At 65.7% G+C, this 19,319-nt stretch carries 16 protein-coding genes; 11 read left to right on the forward strand and 5 right to left on the reverse strand.

Features of this window, described 5'->3' with window-relative positions:
• Positions 1-45: 45 nt before the first annotated feature.
• From ACZY1I_RS23770 to ACZY1I_RS23785, 4 genes are read right to left on the reverse strand one after another with little or no spacing between them, the layout of a single operon-like run.
• The gene (locus ACZY1I_RS23770; protein ID WP_463758081.1) at positions 46-687 is read right to left on the reverse strand and encodes a DJ-1/PfpI family protein; all 642 of its coding nucleotides are present in this window, start codon (positions 685-687) and stop codon (positions 46-48) included.
• Positions 684-2,345, reverse strand: a complete 1,662-nt coding sequence (locus ACZY1I_RS23775) for a glycosyltransferase family 87 protein (protein WP_463758084.1) — start codon at positions 2,343-2,345, stop codon at positions 684-686. The genes ACZY1I_RS23770 and ACZY1I_RS23775 overlap by 4 nt, the downstream gene beginning before the upstream one ends.
• Positions 2,342-4,864, reverse strand: a complete 2,523-nt coding sequence (locus ACZY1I_RS23780) for a transglycosylase domain-containing protein (RefSeq protein ID WP_463758087.1) — start codon at positions 4,862-4,864, stop codon at positions 2,342-2,344. Before ACZY1I_RS23780 ends, ACZY1I_RS23775 begins: the two co-directional genes overlap by 4 nt.
• A complete protein-coding gene (locus ACZY1I_RS23785) occupies positions 4,857-5,291 on the reverse strand; it encodes a DUF5318 family protein (protein ID WP_463758089.1) in 435 nt (144 codons plus the stop codon). Before ACZY1I_RS23785 ends, ACZY1I_RS23780 begins: the two co-directional genes overlap by 8 nt.
• 136 nt (positions 5,292-5,427) lie before the next feature.
• On the opposite strand from ACZY1I_RS23785, the gene ACZY1I_RS23790 reads away from it, so the two are divergent.
• From ACZY1I_RS23790 to ACZY1I_RS23835, 10 genes are all read left to right on the forward strand, one after another.
• Positions 5,428-6,306: a DUF1707 SHOCT-like domain-containing protein gene (locus ACZY1I_RS23790; protein WP_463758091.1), complete on the forward strand. Its 879-nt coding sequence runs from the start codon at positions 5,428-5,430 to the stop codon at positions 6,304-6,306.
• Between the two features lie 185 nt (positions 6,307-6,491).
• Complete coding sequence (locus ACZY1I_RS23795) at positions 6,492-7,034, forward strand: PadR family transcriptional regulator (RefSeq protein ID WP_463758093.1); 543 nt, start codon at positions 6,492-6,494, stop codon at positions 7,032-7,034.
• A gap of 76 nt (positions 7,035-7,110) precedes the next feature.
• On the forward strand, positions 7,111-8,235 hold the full coding sequence (locus ACZY1I_RS23800; RefSeq protein WP_463758097.1) for an inositol-3-phosphate synthase: 1,125 nt from the start codon (positions 7,111-7,113) through the stop codon (positions 8,233-8,235).
• 57 nt (positions 8,236-8,292) lie between these two features.
• Entirely contained in the window at positions 8,293-9,195 is a 903-nt protein-coding gene (locus tag ACZY1I_RS23805; RefSeq protein WP_463758099.1) for an alpha/beta fold hydrolase, read from the forward strand.
• 16 nt (positions 9,196-9,211) lie between these two features.
• The gene (locus ACZY1I_RS23810) at positions 9,212-10,024 is read left to right on the forward strand and encodes an LLM class F420-dependent oxidoreductase (protein WP_463758102.1); all 813 of its coding nucleotides are present in this window, start codon (positions 9,212-9,214) and stop codon (positions 10,022-10,024) included.
• Between the two features lie 111 nt (positions 10,025-10,135).
• The gene (locus ACZY1I_RS23815; RefSeq protein WP_463758104.1) at positions 10,136-10,849 is read left to right on the forward strand and encodes a GntR family transcriptional regulator; all 714 of its coding nucleotides are present in this window, start codon (positions 10,136-10,138) and stop codon (positions 10,847-10,849) included.
• A 47-nt stretch (positions 10,850-10,896) separates the two neighbouring features.
• Positions 10,897-12,714, forward strand: a complete 1,818-nt coding sequence (locus ACZY1I_RS23820; RefSeq protein ID WP_463758106.1) for an ABC transporter substrate-binding protein/permease — start codon at positions 10,897-10,899, stop codon at positions 12,712-12,714.
• Complete coding sequence (locus ACZY1I_RS23825; protein ID WP_463758108.1) at positions 12,711-13,466, forward strand: amino acid ABC transporter ATP-binding protein; 756 nt, start codon at positions 12,711-12,713, stop codon at positions 13,464-13,466. Before ACZY1I_RS23820 ends, ACZY1I_RS23825 begins: the two co-directional genes overlap by 4 nt.
• 69 nt (positions 13,467-13,535) lie before the next feature.
• Positions 13,536-14,042 (forward strand): MarR family winged helix-turn-helix transcriptional regulator, encoded by a 507-nt coding sequence (locus ACZY1I_RS23830; RefSeq protein WP_463758112.1) that lies wholly within the window; start codon positions 13,536-13,538, stop codon positions 14,040-14,042.
• Between the two features lie 39 nt (positions 14,043-14,081).
• A complete protein-coding gene (locus ACZY1I_RS23835) occupies positions 14,082-14,747 on the forward strand; it encodes an SDR family oxidoreductase (RefSeq protein WP_463758114.1) in 666 nt (221 codons plus the stop codon).
• A 29-nt stretch (positions 14,748-14,776) separates the two neighbouring features.
• Here the strand turns inward: ACZY1I_RS23835 and leuS are convergent, their stop codons facing one another.
• A complete protein-coding gene (gene leuS / locus ACZY1I_RS23840; protein ID WP_463758116.1) occupies positions 14,777-17,692 on the reverse strand; it encodes a leucine--tRNA ligase in 2,916 nt (971 codons plus the stop codon).
• Between the two features lie 419 nt (positions 17,693-18,111).
• Between leuS and ACZY1I_RS23845 the strand changes: the two genes are divergently transcribed.
• The gene (locus ACZY1I_RS23845) at positions 18,112-19,287 is read left to right on the forward strand and encodes an LpqN/LpqT family lipoprotein (RefSeq protein WP_463758573.1); all 1,176 of its coding nucleotides are present in this window, start codon (positions 18,112-18,114) and stop codon (positions 19,285-19,287) included.
• The last annotated feature ends 32 nt before the right edge of the window (positions 19,288-19,319 follow it).

A 19,319-nucleotide genomic window follows, 5' to 3' on the forward strand; every position in this document is an offset into this window, starting at 1 on the left:
TCGGCAACCGCCCTAGGGTACCGGACGACGGGCTGAGCTGGAAATTCACTTCCGGGACTGCAAGAACTCCGCTGCTCTGGCCTTCGTCGCCGCATCAGCCTTGGCGAGCGATCCGGAGTCGAACGGCGGCTGCGGGTCGTACTCGATGAGCAGTTGGGCGGCCTGTGCGGAGACGCGATCTTCGAGCAGCTCAACCAACCGCAGGGCCATGTCGATGCCACTGGAAACCCCCGCGGCCGTGATGATGCGTTGCGGCAGATGCTCGACCACGCGGTCGGGCACGTATCGCGCCCCCAACTTGTTCAGCTCGTCGACTGCACGCCAGTGCGTGGTCGCAGTGAGTCCGTCGAGTAGTCCCGCTCCGGCCAGTAGCAGCGCTCCGGTGCATACCGAGGTGGTGAACGTTGTGCCCGGATGGACCGCGTGCAGCCACCCGTTGATGGTTTCGTCGCCGACGAGCACCCGGGTGCCGATTCCACCGGGAACCACGACGACGTCGGGTGCAGTGACTTCGTCGAAGGTGGCGTCGCAGGTGACGCCCATCATGCCGTTTTCAGTGCGGACCTCACCGTGCTGGTGTCCCACGAACACCACATCCACAGACGGGATCCGCTGCAAAACCTCATAGGGTCCGACGGCGTCCAATGCCGTGAACCGCGGGAACAGCGGAATGGCAACCTGCGTCATGTCTTCCCACCTGCGAATTCCGCTTCGGGCTCCGATTCCATCTCGGCAGGCTCCGCCAGCAGTGGCCGCCGTAATGCGTTCGGACGCAACCACCTCGGCAGCCAGCCGGGTGGGGCGTCGGGCGCCCAGTCATAGATTCCGCCGGCGGGATCGTCGACCCGGCCCCGCCAGCGCACCAGGTCCTCATCCGGGTGATAGATCTGCCGGATCACAAGCACACACAGAGCTATCACCGCGATGTCGCGCAACAACACCGTGGTGCTGAACCACTGCTCGGGCAGCGACCGGTTCGGGTTGCCGTACAGGTAGTACATCCGCGGTACCCATACCAGCGCATCAATCGTCATCCACGCCAACAACACCCGGCGGTGCGGGACGGCCAGCACCGCCAGCGGGACAAGCCACAACGAAAACTGCGGACTCCACACCTTGTTCGTCAACAGGAAGGCAGCCACTACCAGGAACGCGAGCTGGGCCAACCGCGGTCGCTGGGCCGCGGTCAGGGCGATGTAAGCAATTCCCGCGCAACACAATACGAACAACGTGGTGATTACCGCGTTCAGATTTGTCGGGGGTTCCCAGAAACGCAGCCCCGGATCGAAACCTTCCCATCCGGTGAACGCCTTCACCACGTTGAACAAGGAATCCATGTCGTCGCCGCGACGGGTGTTGAGCCGGAAGAACTCCGACCAACCTCGCGGATAGAGCACCATCACCGGCAGATTCACGGCCAGCCAGGTTGCCGCGGTGATCAACGCGGTACGCGCGACATCACGCACCCGCCCACTGCGAATGCCCAATATCAATAGCGGCCCCAGGAACAGCAACGGGTACAGCTTGGCCGCGGCGCCGAGGCCGATCAGCACACCGGCAAGCATGGGTTTTCGGCGTGCCCAGGCGAGCAGGCCACCCATCGCGAAAGCCGTTGCCAGCGCATCAAAGTTGGTGAAGATCTGGAAGATCAGCAGCGGCGAGGCGGCTACCAGCGCCGCATCCCAGACCCGACGGCCCGCCAATCCCGACGTGGCCCAGATGGTGAGCAGCCAGGCCAGCGCCAGTCCGAACGCCGAGATGTTGAAGAACATCACCACTTCGGCGACCACCGGCAGCGGAAAGACCTTGCTCGCCAACGTGTATGCCTTCGCAAGACGCATCGAGACGTACTGGTAGACCCCGGTCAGTACCGGATATTCCATGTAGCGCACCGCGATATGGCCGTCGTATTGCACCTGCGGATTGCCGTTGCCGTCGGTCTCGATCCAGCTCGACTTGTACGGAAACTTGCCCTGGCTCAACAACTCTGCGCCGTAGAGCGGCACGGTGTCGGAGTAGCACAACTCGTAATACGCGCGCTGGTTGTCCCAGTTGGCCACCCGCTGGTCACCCGTGCCGGTGCCGGTGCTCTGCAGGCAGGCAGCCTTTGTCGACCAGCCGAGCGCCAGGAACACCAGCGCGATGAGAAACATGACCCGCAGCGGAGTCATGAATCGGGTGCGGCCGATCAGCGCGTGGCGGCCCACCGGGCCGCCGACCAGGTTGGCCAGGGCGCCGCCCAGAACGTCGTTGCGGCTGGGGCAATCGCGGCTGTCGGCGCTACGACGGTCGGCAGCCAGCGGCTGCGGCGATATGGTGGCGCGCTCGGTGCGTGCCTCGTTCACGGCGGCGGCGGGATGTCACCGGGCGGCGGCGGACCTCCGGGCACACCAGGTGCGGGCGGTGCCACCGTGATGGTCTGGGGCGGACCGACGGGCACGGTGATTCCCGGCGCTATCTCAACCGTGGGCTGGATGACCGTTTCCGACGGCGGTGGCGGAGGCGGCGGCGGTGCCACGGGCACGCCCGCGTATCCGCCGATGTCGGTGGGCTTGGGGAAGGTCTCGTTCTGGGTGCCCTTCAGGGCGCCGTCCATGGTCGCCTTCCAGATGTCCGACGGCAGGCCCGAACCGTAGACGGCGCCGCCCGACGCAGTAGTCAGCGGCTGGTCGCCCTTGACGGTGCCCACCCAGATCGCGGTGGACAGCGACGGCGTGTACCCCACCATCCACGCGTCCTTGTTCGAGGTGGTGTCACCCAACTGGGTGGTGCCGGTCTTGGCCGCGGACTGCCGCCCGCCCGCCAGATTGTGCCCCCGCGAGTATCCGGCGATCGGCTGCATTGCGGCGGTCACGTTGTCGGCGACCGCCTTGGGGATGCGCTGGTCGCCGCTGTTGTTCGCGGTGCTGGCGTCGAAGAGGACCTGGCCTTCGGCGTTTTCAACCTTTTGCACGAAGTGCGGGCGGTGGTAGAGGCCCGACGCGGCCAGCGTGGCGTAGGCGGTCGCCATGTCGATCACCCGGGTTTGGTACTGCCCCAACACGATGCCGTTGTTGGGCGGGCCACCCTTGCCATCCTCGGAAAGCGTGTGCGCAACTCCGGGGAAGCTGTCGGCGATGCCGGCCTGGTGTGCGGCGTCGGCCACGGCCTGCGGTCCGCCCTTGAGCTTGAGCATCAACCGGTAGTACGACGTGTTCAGCGACATCTTCAGCGCCTCGGCCAGGTTGCAGGTACCGCAGCTCTCGCCCTCGACGTTGGTGATCTTGATGCCGTCGACGGTCAGCGGGGAGCTGTCGATCTGGTAGCCCAGTCCGATGCCCTGCTCGAGCGCCGCAACGAGGGCGAACACCTTGAACGACGAACCGGTCTGCAATCCGGCCTGCGCGAAGTCGAAGCCGAGCGCGTTGGTCCCACCGTAGTAAGCCTTGACCGCGCCGTTGTGCGGATCGATCGATACCGCGGCCGCCCGCATGTCGGGATCTTGGCCTTCGAGGTACTTCGACATGGCTTTCACCGCGGCCTCCTGGGCCTGCGGATCGATGGTGGTGGTGACCTTGAGCCCCTGGGTGTTGAGGGTCTGCTCATCGATGTTGAACAGCTCCAGCAGCTCCTTGGTGACCTGACGCTCGATCAGCCCGTTGGGACCGGTGGTCTGATTGGCCGCACGGGCCATGTCGGGCGACACGGTCGGTGGAAACACCTGTCCGGCGCGGTCATTGGCAGTCAGCGCCTTGGTCTCCACCATGCCGTCGAGCACCCAGTTCCACCGGGCGAGCGCACCTTCGGGATCCACTGCCGGGTCCAGCGTGGAAGGTCGGCGAATCAACGCCGCCAGCAGCGCGCCGTCGGCAACGGTCAGTTGCTCGACGGGCTTGTTGAAGTAGGCCTTGGACGCCGCGGAGATCCCGTAGGCACCGCGGCCGAAGTAGATGATGTTCAGATAGGCCTGCAGCACATCGTCTTTGGACCACTCCCCCGCCATCTTGGTCGCGATCACGAATTCCTTGGCCTTGCGCATCACACCACTCCAGCCGTGTTGCGCCGAGCCGACCAGAGCGTTCTTGACGTACTGCTGGGTGATCGTCGAACCGCCTTGCAGGTCACCACCGAACAGGTTGTTGCCCGCCGCGCGGGCGAAACCCTTGAACGAGAAGCCCGGGTTCGAGTAGAAGCCGCGGTCCTCGGCGGCGATCACCGCCTGCCGCACGTGCACCGGAACCTGACTGAGATTGACGTCGACCCGATTTCCCTCGGGTGGAACGATTTTGGCGATCTCTGTGCCGTCGCTGGCCAGGATCGTAGAGACCTGGTTGGTCCGGATGTCGCCGGGTCGCGGAACGTCGACGATGAAATACGCCATCGTGAAGGTGACGATCGGCAACAGGATGAGCAGGGCCATGCTCAGATACAGTCCGCGCCGGACCAATTTCCAGTTGATCCGCTGAGCCCAGGCGGGTGTTGATCTGGGCGCCCGGCCGCGCCCCGGACCAGCCGGCCCGGTCGGTCCTGACGGGGGCGGCCCGCCTGGTGGACGCCGCCCACCGCTGAGCCGGTCGTCTCCGGGTCGCCGCGGCGGGGACTCCAGCGCCGCCTTGACCTGGTCGAGTTGGTCGCGCTGCGCCGGGGTGGACGGCGGGTTGTCGAGCGCCGCTTTGACCTCATCGATGGGGCTGGCCTGGCGGGGCGCGCGCTCGTCGGCCACCGTCGGGATGATGGTGGTCTTGCGGTCGTCGGGCCCTACCGGACGCCGCGGGGGCGTTGGTGCGTTGCTGCCGGTCTGACCGCCAGGATGGTTGCCGCCTGCAGTCGTCGACTTTCCCGGTTCGTCGCTGGACGACTGGTGATGGCGCCCTTCGTTATTCACTGGCCGTGCGGGCGCCCTTGCGCGCCGTCCGCGATCCGCCCGACCCACCCGGTGGGCGGACGGGCCGTGCCGCACCTAGGACGTACGACTTGACCAGGTGGTTCCAGCTGCAGGTCCGACACACCTCCACCACGTGGACAGCAAACTCGGAGAACCGGGTTGCCAGCAGCACTAACTCTTCTGCGGTGCGCGCTGAGCCCGAAACCGCACCCAAGTGCTCGCCAAAAACCCAGGAAACGATGGTCAGTTGTTCCTTGCGGCAAATCGGACACATCGTCTGGCTTTGTTTCCCGTGAAACTTTGCCGCGCGCAGCAAATAAGGATTCGCGTCGCACACCTCGGACACACCGGTGCGTCCGGAGTACACCTCGGCCAGCAGTGATCGCCGCCGGAGCGCGTAGTCAACTACCTGTCGCTGCAGTCGCACGCTGACCAGAGTACGTCGCGACTGCCCGCACCGACACGCACCCGAGGCTGTTGTCGCGCAGGCACTGGGGTAGGGATCGTGCGCGTAGCGGGGTATTGAGTGGTCACGCCGGGCGGCGGACTTCTACGATCGTGCGGTGGCGAAATGGCAAGCTCGCGGCGGGTCGGCGACGACCCGGGCCAAGGACACCGACCGGCAGGAGGCGTGCCGGATTCTCGACACCGCTCTCAACGACGGCGAGCTGTCCATGGAGGAGCATCGCGACCGGGTCGGCTTGGCAACCCTGGCTGTGACCCTCGGCGACCTACAGGACCTGGTGGCAGATCTGCAGCACAACAGCCTGCCCCTGCAAACCCTCGAGCCGAAAACGCCCAAGCTGCGGTCCCAGCAGCTCAAGAACAATGGGATCGGCCTGGCGATCGCGGCCTTCGTGGTGACCGTGCTGCTCGGTGTCGGCATCGGCTGGGGCCTCTATGGCAACACCACTTCACCACTGGACTTCACCTCGGACCCGGGGGCGAAGTCCGACGGCATCGCGCCCGTGGTGCTGACCCCGCCCAAGCAGCTGCAGTCCCTCGGCGGACTCACTGGCCTGCTGGAGCAGACCCGCAAGCGGTTCGGTGACACCCTGGGCTACCGCTTGCTGGTCTATCCCGACTACGCCTCGATGGACCGCAAGGACCCCACCGACGAACGCCGGGTACTGGACTACACCTATCGCGGCGGCTGGGATGACCCGAGAAGTAGCGCGCGGAACAGCAGCACCGACACCGCCGTCGTCGACCTGGGCAAGTTCGACGTCAAGACGGTGGTCGGCATCCTGCGAGGCGCGCCAGAAACCGTCGGCATCAAGACAAAAGACGTCAAATCGATCTATTTGATCGTGGATCCGGCCAAGGATCCGACCACGCCGGGGGCGCTGTCTCTGACTATCTACGTCTCGAGCGATTACGGCAGTGGCCAGGTAGAACTGGCCGGCGACGGCACCGTCAAGCGGGTCAATTACGTGAGCTGAGCGCCACCTGCGCTTCAACCGCAGTTCTCGTCCGCGCTACTGGGCGAACGTGTGATCAACAGCGCATTAACGGCAGTCGTGTTGTCGCTAATATATCGGCGCGATACTATTGCCCGACGCGTCGGGACTTCGTAGCGAGTGATGTAACCGACTGACCTAACCAGCCGAGCAAAGGAGGTGACTGGATGCTGGAGCTTGCGATCCTAGGACTTCTCATCGAGTCGCCGATGCACGGCTACGAACTGCGCAAGCGGCTGACCGGCCTGCTTGGTGCGTTTCGCGCGTTTTCGTACGGTTCGTTGTACCCGGCATTGAGGCGGATGCAAGCCGAAGGTCTGATCGCCGAGAACGCCGCTCCCGCGGGGACGCCGGTGCGTCGGGCCCGCCGGGTCTACCAATTGACCGACGAGGGCCGCCAGCGTTTCGGCGAGTTGGTCGCCGACACCGGCCCGCACAACTACACCGATGACGGCTTCGGAGTGCACCTGGCGTTTTTCAACCGCACTCCAGCGGAGGCGCGGATGCGCATCCTGGAGGGTCGCCGCCGCCAGGTCGAGGAACGCCGGGAAGGTCTGCGCGAAGCGGTGGCGCGGGCCAGTAGCTCGTTCGATCGCTACACCCGCCAACTGCATCAACTCGGGCTTGAGTCCAGTGAGCGCGAGGTCAAGTGGCTCAACGAGCTCATCGCCGCGGAACGGGCAGCGCCCAATCCCGTCGAGCAGATGTAGTTATCCCAAAATCCCCGCGCAGCAGAACTGAACACCAGAGACACCCCCAGATTTACGAGGTAAGGAGAAACGCCCAATGAGTGAGTACCAGCCGTCCGGAACGCCCGAGGCGCCGTCGACTGAAGTACGGGTCGCCATTGTCGGCGTCGGCAACTGCGCATCCTCGCTGGTCCAAGGCGTCGAGTATTACTACAACGCCGACGAGACTTCGGGTGTCCCCGGTCTGATGCACGTGAAGTTCGGCCCGTACCACGTCCGCGACGTGAAGTTTGTGGCCGCCTTCGACGTGGACGCCAAGAAGGTCGGCTTCGACCTCTCGGACGCGATCTTCGCCTCGGAGAACAACACCATCAAGATCGCCGACGTGCCGCCGACCAACGTGGTCGTGCAGCGCGGCCCGACCCTCGACGGCATCGGCAAGTACTACGCCGACACCATCGAGCTGTCCGATGACGACCCGGTCGACGTCGTGAAGATTCTGCGGGACAACAACGTCGACGTGCTCGTGTCCTACCTGCCGGTGGGCTCCGAAGAGGCCGACAAGTTCTACGCGCAGTGCTGCATCGACGCGGGCGTCGCGTTCGTGAACGCGCTGCCGGTGTTCATCGCCTCCGACCCGGTGTGGGCCAAGAAGTTCAAGGATGCCGGCGTGCCGATCATCGGTGATGACATCAAGAGCCAGGTGGGCGCCACCATCACCCACCGCGTGATGGCCAAGCTGTTCGAGGACCGCGGTGTCACGCTGGACCGCACCTTCCAGCTGAACGTCGGCGGCAACATGGACTTCAAGAACATGCTCGAGCGCGAGCGGCTGGAATCCAAGAAGGTCTCCAAGACCCAGGCCGTGACGTCCAACCTCACCGGCTCGCTCGCCGGAAAGGTCGAGGACAAGAACGTCCACATCGGCCCGTCCGACCACGTCGCGTGGCTCGACGACCGCAAGTGGGCCTACGTGCGCCTCGAAGGCCGCGCCTTCGGTGACGTGCCGCTGAACCTGGAGTACAAGCTCGAGGTCTGGGACTCACCGAACTCGGCCGGCATCATCATCGACGCGGTGCGTGCGGCCAAGATCGCCAAGGACCGCGGTATCGGCGGACCGGTCATCCCGGCGTCGGCCTACCTGATGAAGAGCCCGCCCGAGCAGATCGCCGATGACATCGCGCGCACCCAGCTCGAAGAGTTCATCATCGGCGCCGACTAGTCGAGATCGCCAGCGCTAAGGCAGAGCCCGTCGGGAGCGGCTCGTAAAGTCACATAGGTGACCGAGAACTCCAATGACGAACTAACTGGACTCTCCGAGTTCGACCTGCTGTCCGAGAACGTCGAGCAGGCCGGTGTTTCCGGTCCACTGCCTGCCGTGGAGCGAGTGCACGCGGGTGAAATCAGCGCATTGCGCTGGGGCGGTTCGCAGCCGCGGGTCATCTTCTTCCATGGCGGTGGGCAGAACGCGCACACCTGGGACACGGTGATCGTCGGCCTCGGCGAGCCGGCATTGGCCGTCGATCTTCCCGGGCACGGTCACTCTTCCTGGCGTGAGGACGGCGACTACTCACCGCAGCACAACGCCGATGCCCTGGCGCCGGTACTTCGCGAACTGGCCCCCAACGCCGAGTTCGTGGTCGGGATGTCACTCGGCGGGCTGACGGGCATCCGGTTGGGTGCCTTGGCACCCGAATTGGTCAATGACCTGGTGCTGGTCGACGTCACGCCGTCGGCGCTGGCGCGGCACTCCGAGATGACCAAGGAACAACGCGGCACCGTGGACCTGATGCAGGGCGAACGGGAGTTCCCCAGCTTCCAGGCCATGCTCGACCTCACCATCGCCGCGGCACCGCACCGCGAGGTGAAGGCGCTGCGCCGCGGGGTGTTCCACAACTCCCGGCAGTTGGACAACGGCAACTGGACGTGGCGTTACGACGCCATCCGCGTCTTCCCCGATTTCAGCACCCTATGGGATGACGTCGACGCGCTGTCCGCCCCGCTGACGCTGGTACGCGGCGGCAACTCCGGCTTCGTCAATGACGACGACGTAGCCGAACTCAGCAGGCGCGCAACGCATTTCCGAGGTGCGCACGTGGTCGAGAATTCCGGACACTCGGTGCAGAGTGACCAGCCGCTCGCACTGGTCGAGCTGCTGCGGGGGGTCGTCAACGCCGGCTGACGCCTACCGTGGTGGTATGACTTCTCCCGGACTCCCTGACCCAGTGCTCCCCGATTTCCCCATCCGCATCGGCGTGCAACTGCAACCACAGCAGGCCCCCGTCTACGGTCAAATTCGCGACGCGGTCCGCCGGTGCGAAGACATCGGTGTCGACGTCGCGTTCAACTGGGACCACTTCTTCCCGCTTTACGGTGATCCTGACGGCGCACATTTCGAATGCTGGACCATGCTCGCGGCCTGGGCCGAACAAACGTCCCGCATCCAGATCGGCGCCCTGGTGACCTGCAATTCCTACCGCAACCCCGAACTCCTGGCCGACATGACCCGCACCGTGGACCACATCTCCGACGGCCGGCTCATCCTGGGCATCGGCTCGGGCTGGAAGCAGAAGGACTACGACGAGTACGGGTACGAATTCGGCACCGCCGGGGGACGGCTCGACGACCTGGCCGGCGCGCTGCCCCGGATCAAGTCGCGGCTGGCCAAGCTGAACCCGGCACCGACCCGCGACATCCCGGTACTGATCGGCGGCGGTGGCGAACGTAAGACGCTGCGCCTGGTCGCCGAGCACGCCAACATTTGGCACAGCTTCAGTTCGGCCGACGAATTCCCGGCGAAGTCCGCGATTCTCAGCAACCACTGCGAGGCAGTCGGGCGCGACCCCGCCACGATTGAACGGTCGGCATCAGCCGGCAACGGGGCCGAGTTGATCGCCAACGCCGAAGCTCTCACCGGCCTCGGAGTCACGCTGCTGACCGTCGGCTGCGACGGCCCCGACTACGACCTCACCGACGCAGAAGCGCTCTGTCGTTGGCGGGACGCCCACTAGATTCATATCCGTTTCCGATCCATCGAGAAACGTATTCACGCGCCCGTCAGGCATGAGAAACTTGCCGCTTAGAGCCAACTCGGGATGGCTGAAAGAGACGTCAATAAACTGATGCCTAAGAAGTACGGGATCAAAGAGAAGGACCAGGTTGTCACGCACATTCTCAACCTGGTGCTAACGGGGAAACTGCGCAGCGGTGATCGTGTCGATCGCAACGAGATTGCGCAGAGCCTCGGGATCAGTCGGGTCCCGATCCAGGAGGCGCTGGTCCAGCTGGAGCATGACGGCATCATTTCGACGCAGTATCACCGCGGCGCGTTCGTCGAGCGGTTCGACGAATCCACCGTGCTCGAACACCACGAACTGGACGGCCTGCTCAATGGCATTGCCGCCGGGCGGGCCGCGGCCAATCCCACGCCCCGGATTCTGGGCGAACTCGACGCGCTGATGCGGTCGCTGCGCTCCGCCAAGGAGCCGCGCAATGTCGCCGAGATCGCCTGGGAGTACCGGCGCATGGTCAACGAGGAGTACGCGGGCCCTCGGCTACACGCCACAATTCGCGCCTCGCAAAACCTCATCCCCCGCGTGTTCTTCATGACCTACCAGAACAGCCGGGAAGAGATGCTGCCGTTCTATGAGGACGAGCACGCCGCGATGCACCGGCGCGACCCGGCGGGCGCTCGGGCCGCATGCATCGCCCGCTCCGAAGTGATGGCCAAGACGATGGTCGCCGAATTGTGTCGGCGAGGAGTTTTCACTCCGCAAGACGACCCCATCGACAGCACAGAACCGGTGGCGAAGGCCCGGCCGTCGATCGTGCTGTGAACGGGCTCTGAGCTACTCGCTGCCGACCGGTCGATACGGTGGCGGTGATGAACTCTCGCGTCGGCATGTCCGCCAATCGCCGCGCACCATTGTTCGCCGTGCTCGCGACGGTTCTGATGGTGGCCGGCCTGGTGGGTGCCGCGCCGGCGGCCGCTGACCGCAATCAATGTGCGCCGCCCGGGGTCGAGACCGCCACTGTCCTCCCCGCAGATCTCACCTCGCCGCGCGGTGCCGATCAGACCGACGCCGACGACACCGGCACCACCCCGACCGTCGTGCCGTTGAGCGCGGTGAACACCGCCGCTCTCGGTCTCGGGACTCCGGGGGTGCTACTGGCAGGCACTCTCTCGGACGCTCCGCCGAGCACCTGCATCAATGCCACCGGTCGTTTCACCGGCTTCGACAACGAGTTGCTGCGCGCTATGGCCGCCAAGCTGGGCCTGCACGTGCGTTTCGTCGGGACGGACTTCTCGGGACTGCTCGCCCAGGTGTCGTCGCGGCGCTTCGACGTCGGTTCGTCGTCGATCAAAGCCACCGACGCACGACGGCACACCGTCGCTTTCACCAATGGCTACGACTTCGGCTTCTATTCGCTGGTGGTACCCCCGGACTCAACGGTCACGAGCTTTTCCGACCTGACCGCGAGCATGCGAATCGGCGTGGTCCAGGGCACCGTCGAGGACACCTACGTCGTCGATACCCTGCACCTGCAACCGGTGAAGTATCCGGATTTCGCCACGGTCTACGCCAGTTTGAAAACACACCAGATCGACGCCTGGGTCGCGCCCGCCAATCAGGCGGCGAGCGCGATCCGGTCCGGCGACCCCGCCGTCGTCGTCGCGAATACCTTCGGCACCGACGGCTTCGTCGCGTATGCCGTGGCGAAGGACAACCAACCGCTGGTCGACGCTCTGAACTCGGCTTTGGACGCCGTGATCGCGGACGGCACCTGGTCGGAGCTGTACAGCAAGTGGAAGCCGCGCACGTTGCCGTCGGGCTGGAAACCGGGCTCCAAGTCCGCCGCGACCCCGAAACTCCCCGATTTTGCCGCGATAGCCGCCGAGCACCACACGAAGCCGGTCGCGCCGTCCACACCCAAATCAACGTTGACGCAGCTGCGCGAATCGTTCCTGGACTGGGATCTGTACCGGCAGGCGATCCCGACGCTGCTGACCACTGGGCTGCCCAACACGCTGATGCTGACCGGCAGCGCCAGCGTCATCGGACTGGCGATCGGCATGGTGCTGGCAATCGCGGGCATCTCCCGTAGGCGCTGGTTGCGCTGGCCGGCACGGGTGTACACCGACATCTTCCGCGGCCTGCCCGAGGTGGTGATCATCCTGATCATCGGCCTCGGGGTCGGGCCGCTGGTGGGCGGAATGACCAACAACAATCCGTATCCGCTGGGCATCGCCGCGCTGGGACTGATGACCGGTGCCTACGTCGGCGAAATTCTGCGCTCCGGGATCCAGAGCGTCGACCCCGGCCAGCTCGAGGCCTGCCGCGCGCTCGGCTTCAGCTACTCGACGGCAATGCGTCTGGTGGTGGTTCCGCAAGGCGTGCGACGGGTGCTGCCCGCGCTGGTCAATCAGTTCATCGCGTTGTTGAAGGCGTCCGCGCTGGTGTACTTCCTGGGCCTGATCGCCAACCAGCGTGAGCTGTTTCAGGTGGGCCGCGACCTGAACGCGCAGACGGGAAACCTGTCACCTCTGGTTGCGGCGGGCATCTTCTACCTGCTTCTGACCATCCCGCTGACACACCTGGTGAACTACATCGACCACCGGCTGCGCCACGGTCGCGCCAAGATCGAGCCGGACGATCCTCCCGAAGTCGTCACGTCGACCATCGGTTCGGAGATGACATGACCGAGCAGAGAGTCGCTCCGGCCACCGTGCCAGTCTCATTGGCAGCCAACGAAATCCGCAAGACTCTGGCCGGCACCGCGGTGCTGCGCGGGGTCAGCCTCGACGTGCCGGCCGGCAGCACAGCGGCGATCATCGGCCCATCCGGTTCCGGCAAATCGACGTTGTTGCGCACGCTCAATCGCCTGCACGAGCCCGACAGCGGCGACATCCTGCTGGACGGCAGATCGGTGCTGCGCGACGACCCCGACGAACTGCGTCAGCACATCGGCATGGTGTTCCAGCATTTCAACCTCTTCCCGCACCGCAGCGTGCTGGACAACGTCGCCCTGGCGCCCCGCAGGCTGCGCCGGTTGCCCGCCGACGCGGCTCGAGAACTGGCGATGCTGCAGCTTGACCGAGTCGGACTCAAAGGAAAGGCCGCTGCCCGGCCCGGGACACTGTCCGGAGGTCAACAGCAGCGGGTCGCGATCGCACGCGCCCTGGCCATGTCCCCGCAGGTGATGTTCTTCGACGAGGCGACCTCGGCGCTGGATCCCGAGTTGGTCAAAGGCATCCTGGGACTGATCGCCGACCTCGGTGCCGACGGTATGACGATGGTGGTGGTCACTCACGAGATCGGCTTCGCGCGGTCGGCCGCGGATGCTGTCGTGTTCATGGATCACGGCAAAGTCGTGGAATACGGGCCCCCGGAGCGCATATTCGAAGCCGCCGAGACTGAGCGACTACAACGGTTCCTATCCCAGGTGCTCTGACCAGCGCGGGCGCGCCCGGACGATCACAAGGTCTTCACGCTGGCCGGTGTCGGGTTAGACTCCCCGATTATGGCGGACAGCGAACCTACAGCCCCGGAGTTGTCGGAGCTGGCGGTGGGTATGCACCGCGCATTGTCCAAGCTCTTCACCATCTTGCGCCGTGGCGACCCTGCCGGTGGCGCGGTCGCCGGCGAATTGACGCTAGCGCAACTATCTATTTTGATCACGCTGCTCGATCGCGGCCCGATCAGGATGACGGACCTGGCAGCCCACGAACGCGTGCGGACACCCACCACCACCGTCGCGATCCGACGATTGGAGAAGGTCGGGCTGGTCAAGCGCTCGCGCGACCCATCCGACCTGCGTGCTGTACTGGTCGACATCACGCCGCAAGGGCGTGCGGTACATAACGAGTCGCTGGCCAACCGGCACGCCGCGCTGGCCGCCATGCTCAGCCAGCTCCCCGATGCCGACCTCCACACGCTGACGGACGCCCTGGCGCCGCTGGACCGACTGGCCAACGGCGAAGCCGCCAGCACCGCCGCTGTACCGGGATCTGCGTCCGACTGCACGTGAAAGTGTTTGCCGCCAACAAATCTGGTAACCACTGACGTTATGCCCACTGCTCTCATTACCGGCGCCAGCGGCGGCATCGGCTCCGCGATCGCGGCGGCGTTGGAACCGACGCACACCCTGCTGTTGGCCGGTCGGCCGTCGTCTCGCCTCGACGCCGTCGCGGAAAGCCTGGGCGCCACCACTTTTCCACTGGACCTCAACGACGAAGAGTCGATCGAAGCGGCATGCGAGGTCATTGACGAACTGGATGTGTTGGTGCACAACGCGGGACTGTCCATCCCCGGCCACGTCGACGAATCACACGTCGATGAATGGCGCGCCACCTTCGGCGTCAACGTCTTTGGGCCAGTGGCGCTTACCTTGACGCTGTTACCGGCGCTGCGGCAAGCTCACGGTCGGGTGATCTTCATCAACTCCGGGTCGGGACGCAACGTGTCGCCGGGAATGGCGTCCTACTCAGCCAGCAAGTTCGCTTTGCGGGCCTTTGCCGATTCATTGCGCCAGGACGAGCCCACGCTGCTGGTGACGTCGGTGCATCCGGGCCGTGTGGACACGGAAATGCAGCGCGATCTCGTTGCGTACGAGGGCGGTGAGTACGACCCCGCGAAGTTCTTGCGGCCCGAAACCGTCGCCGAGGTGGTGGCCAATGTGGTCGCCACCCCTGCGGACGGTCATGTTCACGAAGTGGTGATCCGACAGCGTTAGCTTCGGCGACAAGGGTTTTCGCCGTCGGATCAGACGACGACGTTGACCATCCGTCCGGGGACCACGATCACCTTGCGCGGTGCGGCGCCCGCCAGGAACGCCTGTACTTTTTCATCGGCAAGTGCCGCGGCTTGCACCGCGTCCTTATCCGCATCGGCGGCCACCACCACCCGGCCACGAACCTTCCCGTTCACCTGCACCGGGTATTCGACTGTGTCGTCGACAAGGTACGCGGGGTCGACCTCCGGGAAGGGGCCGTGCGCCAATAATGTGCTGTGGCCCAGGCGTTGCCACAACTCCTCGGCCAGATGCGGGGCCAGCGGCGCCAACATCAGCACCAACGGCTCGACCGCTTCCCGGGGCACCGAATCACGGTGCTGCTTGGTGAGATGGTTGGTGTACTCGATCAGCTTGGCGGCTGCGGTGTTATTGCGCAGGGCGGCATAGTCTTCGGCGACTCCGGCGATAGTTCGATGCAGTACGCGCAGCGTGTCGTCGGTCAGTTGTTGACCGTCCGTCACCCGGGTTTCTCCGGTGCCCTCATCGATCACCAGGCGCCATACACGCTGCAGAAAGCGTTGCGCGCCAACCACATCCTTGGTAGCCCACGGTCGGGACGCCTCGATGGGGCCCATCGACATCTCGTACACCCGCAGGGTGTCCGCGCCGTATTCGTCGCAGATCTCATCGGGTGATATCGAATTCTTCAGGCTCTTACCGATTTTGCCGAACTCTTGGAAGACTTCGATCTCACCGTCCGGCCCGGGAAGGAAGAATCCGCCATCACGTTCGACCACTTCGGCGGCGGGCACGTAGGAGCCGCGCTTGTCGGTGTACGCGAAGGCCTGGATGTAGCCCTGGTTGACCAGCCTGCGGTAGGGCTCGCGAGAGCTGACATGACCCAAGTCGTACAGGACCTTGTGCCAGAACCGGCAGTACAACAGATGCAGCACCGCGTGCTCGGCGCCGCCGACGTACATGTCGACACCCCCGGGATCGTCGGCGCCGTGCTCGGCCGGCCGCGGGCCCATCCAGTAGGCCTCATTCTCCCTGGCGCAGAACCGTTCCGAGTTGTGCGGATCTGTGTAGCGCAGCTCGTACCAGGAACTGCCGGCCCACTGCGGCATCACGTTGGTGTCGCGGGTGTAGGGCTGCAGGCCATCGCCGAGATCTAGCTCGACGTTCACCCACTCGGTGGCCTTGCCCAGCGGCGGTGATGGTTCACTGTCGGCGTCGTCGGGGTCGAACGACACCGGTGCGTAGTCCGGAACATCGGGCAGCTCAACAGGTAACGCGGCCTCGTCGAGTGCATGGGCGCGTCCGTCGCTGTCGTACACGATCGGGAACGGCTCGCCCCAATAGCGCTGCCGCGCGAAAAGCCAATCCCTGAGCTTGAATTGGATCCTGGCCTGGCCCCGGCCGGCTGACTCCAAGTGAGCGGTGATGGCCTGCTTTGCGTCGGCCACGGTCTTGCCGTCGAGATAGCCGGAGTTCACCAGAACTCCGTCGCCGGAGTAAGCGGACTCCGAAATATCGCCGCCGGCAATGACTTCCACGATCGGCAGGCCGAACTGCCGGGCGAAGTCCCAGTCGCGTTGGTCGTGGCCCGGGACCGCCATGATCGCTCCGGTCCCATAACCGGCCAGCACGTAGTCGGCGATGAAGATCGGTACCTCCGCACCGTTGGCCGGGTTGGTGGCGTAACTGCCCAGGAAGACGCCGGTCTTCTCTCTGCTCTCCTGGCGCTCCAGGTCTGACTTGGCGGCTATCGCGCGGCGGTAAGCGGCCACTGCCTCGACGGGTGTGGCGCCGCCGTAGGTCCACTTCTGCTCGACGTTGTCCGGCCACGCGGCAGCGACTAGCTCGTCGACAAGGTCATGCTCGGGAGCCAACACCAGGTATGTTGCGCCGAACAGGGTGTCGGGCCGGGTGGTGAATACCTCGATGTCGGTTTTCAAGGCGTCCGACTTGCTGGCGGAGAACAGCGCGGTGGCGCCGGTCGAGCGCCCGATCCAGTTGCGCTGCATGCTCTTGACCTTGTCCGGCCAGTCCAGCGCTACGAGATCGTCGAGCAGCCGGTCGGAGTAGGCGGTGATGCGCATCATCCACTGCCGCAACCGCTTCCGGAATACCGGGAAGTTGCCGCGGTCACTGCGGCCGTCGGCGGTGACCTCCTCGTTGGCGAGCACGGTGCCCAGGCCGGGGCACCAATTCACCATCGAGTCGGCGCGGTAGACCAGCCGGTGGCCGTCGATCACGTCGGCCCGCTCCCCCGCCGACAAGTCGGCCCACTGTCGGCCGTCTTCGAGCGGCCTGGCACCGGAGCCGAGTTCGTCGATGAGTTCGGAGATCGGACGGGCCTTGTTGGCGGCGGGGTCGAACCAGGCGTTGTAGATCTGCAAGAAAATCCACTGCGTCCACTTGTAGAACTCGACGTCGGTGGTCGAGAAGCTGCGTCGGCTGTCGTGACCGAGACCCAGGCGACCCAACTGGCGCCGGAAATTAACGACGTTGGCCTCGGTCCTCGTGCGCGGGTGGGTGCCGGTCTGCGCCGCGTACTGCTCGGCGGGCAGCCCGAAGGAGTCGAAGCCCAATGCGTGCAGGACGTTGCGACCGGTCATCCGGAAGTACCGGGCATAGACGTCGGTGGCGATGTAGCCCAGCGGGTGGCCGACGTGCAGCCCCTCCCCCGACGGATACGGGAACATGTCCTGCACGAACAGCTTGTCCTTCGGCAGGGCCGAGCCGTCCGCGGGGGCGAGCGAGCCCACGGGGTTGGGCACGTTGAAGGTCCCCAGCCGGGCCCAGGTCTCCTGCCAATCCTTTTCCAGGTTGGTCGCGAGCTCTGCGGTGTAGCGGTACCGCGGCGCGTCGTTGTCTGCGTCTTTGACGCCGGTCGGGTCACCCGGCGCGCTGCCAGGTGCGGCGATAGACGATTCGGTCACGCCCAACAGGGTATCGAGGCGCTTGCTTGCCCTAATGGTCGCGACCCGCTGCGCCCGGGCTCCGCCGCGCTTGCGACCGCTCGGGGTCCCGATTGTCGCGACCCGCTGCGCCCGGCCACGCCGCGCTTGCGATCGCTCGGGTCCCGATTGTCGCGACCCGCTGCGCCCGGCCACGCCGCGCTTGCGATCGCTCGGGTCCCGATTGTCGCGACCCGCTGCGCCCGGCCACGCCGCGCTTGCGATCGCTCGGGGACCAACCTGCCCGGCCGTCGGCCACAGGTTGGTCTCGGTTCCGTTGCACCACGATCAGAGGTTTATCCCAGCTCTGTTTCGAGCATGGTCGCGCCTCTGAGCAGTGGTTACATTCAGCCTCGATGGCGGGCAACGACGCCAGCGCTATTGCGGAGGGACCGACCGAGATGATTCAGTTCGCACGCACCTGGCGAGTGATTGCGGGTGGCATGGCAGCCGGCGCCTTCGGCGTCGTGATGGTGGCAGGTGGCACGGCATCGGCAGAGCCCCTGGTACCCCAGCCGGCCATCCCCGGCCCGGTCCCCATGCAGCCGGCGACGCAGCCCGGCCAGAATTCCTCGGTGTTTCCGGGAGGCGTGAACAGCAACCGCCTTGCCCCGGCGCAGGCCCCGGCCATCCAGGCCCCATTGCCGGCGCAACTGCCCGCCCAGGTCGCGGCGCCGATTCCAGCCGCCGTCCCCGCGACCCTTCCCGCCGCAGCGTCGGCGCCCGCAGCGCCGGCACCCGCAGCGGCGGCGCCGATGCCGATAGCGGCGCCCGTCACGTCGGGAACGATGCGCGAATTCCTGCAGGGCAAGGGCGTCAAGCTCGAGGCGCAACGACCGCAGCAGTTCAAGGCGTTCGACATCACGCTGCCGGTGCCGACCCGCTGGACTCAGGTGCCCGACCCCAACGTGCCCGATGCCTTCGTGGTGATCGCCGACCGGGTGGGCGGCAACAGCGTGTACACGTCGAACGCTCAGGTGGTTGTCTACAAGCTGGAGGGTGACTTCGACGCCGCGGAGGCGATCTCACACGGTTTCGTCGACAGCCAGCGGTTGCTGGCATGGCAGACGACCAATGCGTCGCTGGCCAACTTCGGAACCTTCCCGTCGTCCATCATCGAGGGCACCTACCGCGAGAACGACATGACGCTCAATACGTCGCGGCGCAACGTCCTCGCCAACGCAGGACCTGACAAGTACCTGGTGTCAATGTCGGTGACCACCGCCGCGTCGCAGGCGGTCAGTGACGCACCCGCCACGGACGCCATCATCAGCGGCTTCCGGTTGGGCACAGCCGGGGCGCCCGCTCCGGCTCCGGCCCCGGCGCCCGCTCCGGTCACCGCCCCCGCACCGACCCCGGCGCGGGCCGGAGCACCCGCGGCACAGGTACCCGCCGCGTCCGCCGCCCTGGCACCCGTTCCGCCCGCGGCACCGGCGCTCCCGCCCCCGGCGCCCGTCCAGGCCCTGCGCCCGGTGCCCCGGGGCGTTATCGCGCCGCCGGCCGCCGTCAATGCAGCACCCAACCCGGCAGCTGCACTGCCGCCGCTGGTCACCTTGACACCTGTCTCGCCGCACTAGGCCCGCGGTAGAGCCCGGCGCGCGGACGGGTC

Source organism: Mycobacterium sp. IDUB_37, from assembly GCF_055419245.1.

What these genes read in the sequence shown, in the direction of transcription:
- ACZY1I_RS23770 (WP_463758081.1), bottom strand. Translation starts at nt 687, where the DNA reads ATGACGCAGGTTGCCATTCCGCTGTTCCCGCGGTTCACGGCATTGGAC.
- ACZY1I_RS23795 (WP_463758093.1), top strand. Translation starts at nt 6,492, where the DNA reads ATGCTGGAGCTTGCGATCCTAGGACTTCTCATCGAGTCGCCGATGCAC.
- ACZY1I_RS23800 (WP_463758097.1), top strand. Translation starts at nt 7,111, where the DNA reads ATGAGTGAGTACCAGCCGTCCGGAACGCCCGAGGCGCCGTCGACTGAA.
- ACZY1I_RS23810 (WP_463758102.1), top strand. Translation starts at nt 9,212, where the DNA reads ATGACTTCTCCCGGACTCCCTGACCCAGTGCTCCCCGATTTCCCCATC.
- ACZY1I_RS23815 (WP_463758104.1), top strand. Translation starts at nt 10,136, where the DNA reads ATGCCTAAGAAGTACGGGATCAAAGAGAAGGACCAGGTTGTCACGCAC.
- ACZY1I_RS23820 (WP_463758106.1), top strand. Translation starts at nt 10,897, where the DNA reads ATGAACTCTCGCGTCGGCATGTCCGCCAATCGCCGCGCACCATTGTTC.
- ACZY1I_RS23825 (WP_463758108.1), top strand. Translation starts at nt 12,711, where the DNA reads ATGACCGAGCAGAGAGTCGCTCCGGCCACCGTGCCAGTCTCATTGGCA.
- ACZY1I_RS23830 (WP_463758112.1), top strand. Translation starts at nt 13,536, where the DNA reads ATGGCGGACAGCGAACCTACAGCCCCGGAGTTGTCGGAGCTGGCGGTG.
- ACZY1I_RS23835 (WP_463758114.1), top strand. Translation starts at nt 14,082, where the DNA reads ATGCCCACTGCTCTCATTACCGGCGCCAGCGGCGGCATCGGCTCCGCG.
- ACZY1I_RS23845 (WP_463758573.1), top strand. Translation starts at nt 18,112, where the DNA reads ATGATTCAGTTCGCACGCACCTGGCGAGTGATTGCGGGTGGCATGGCA.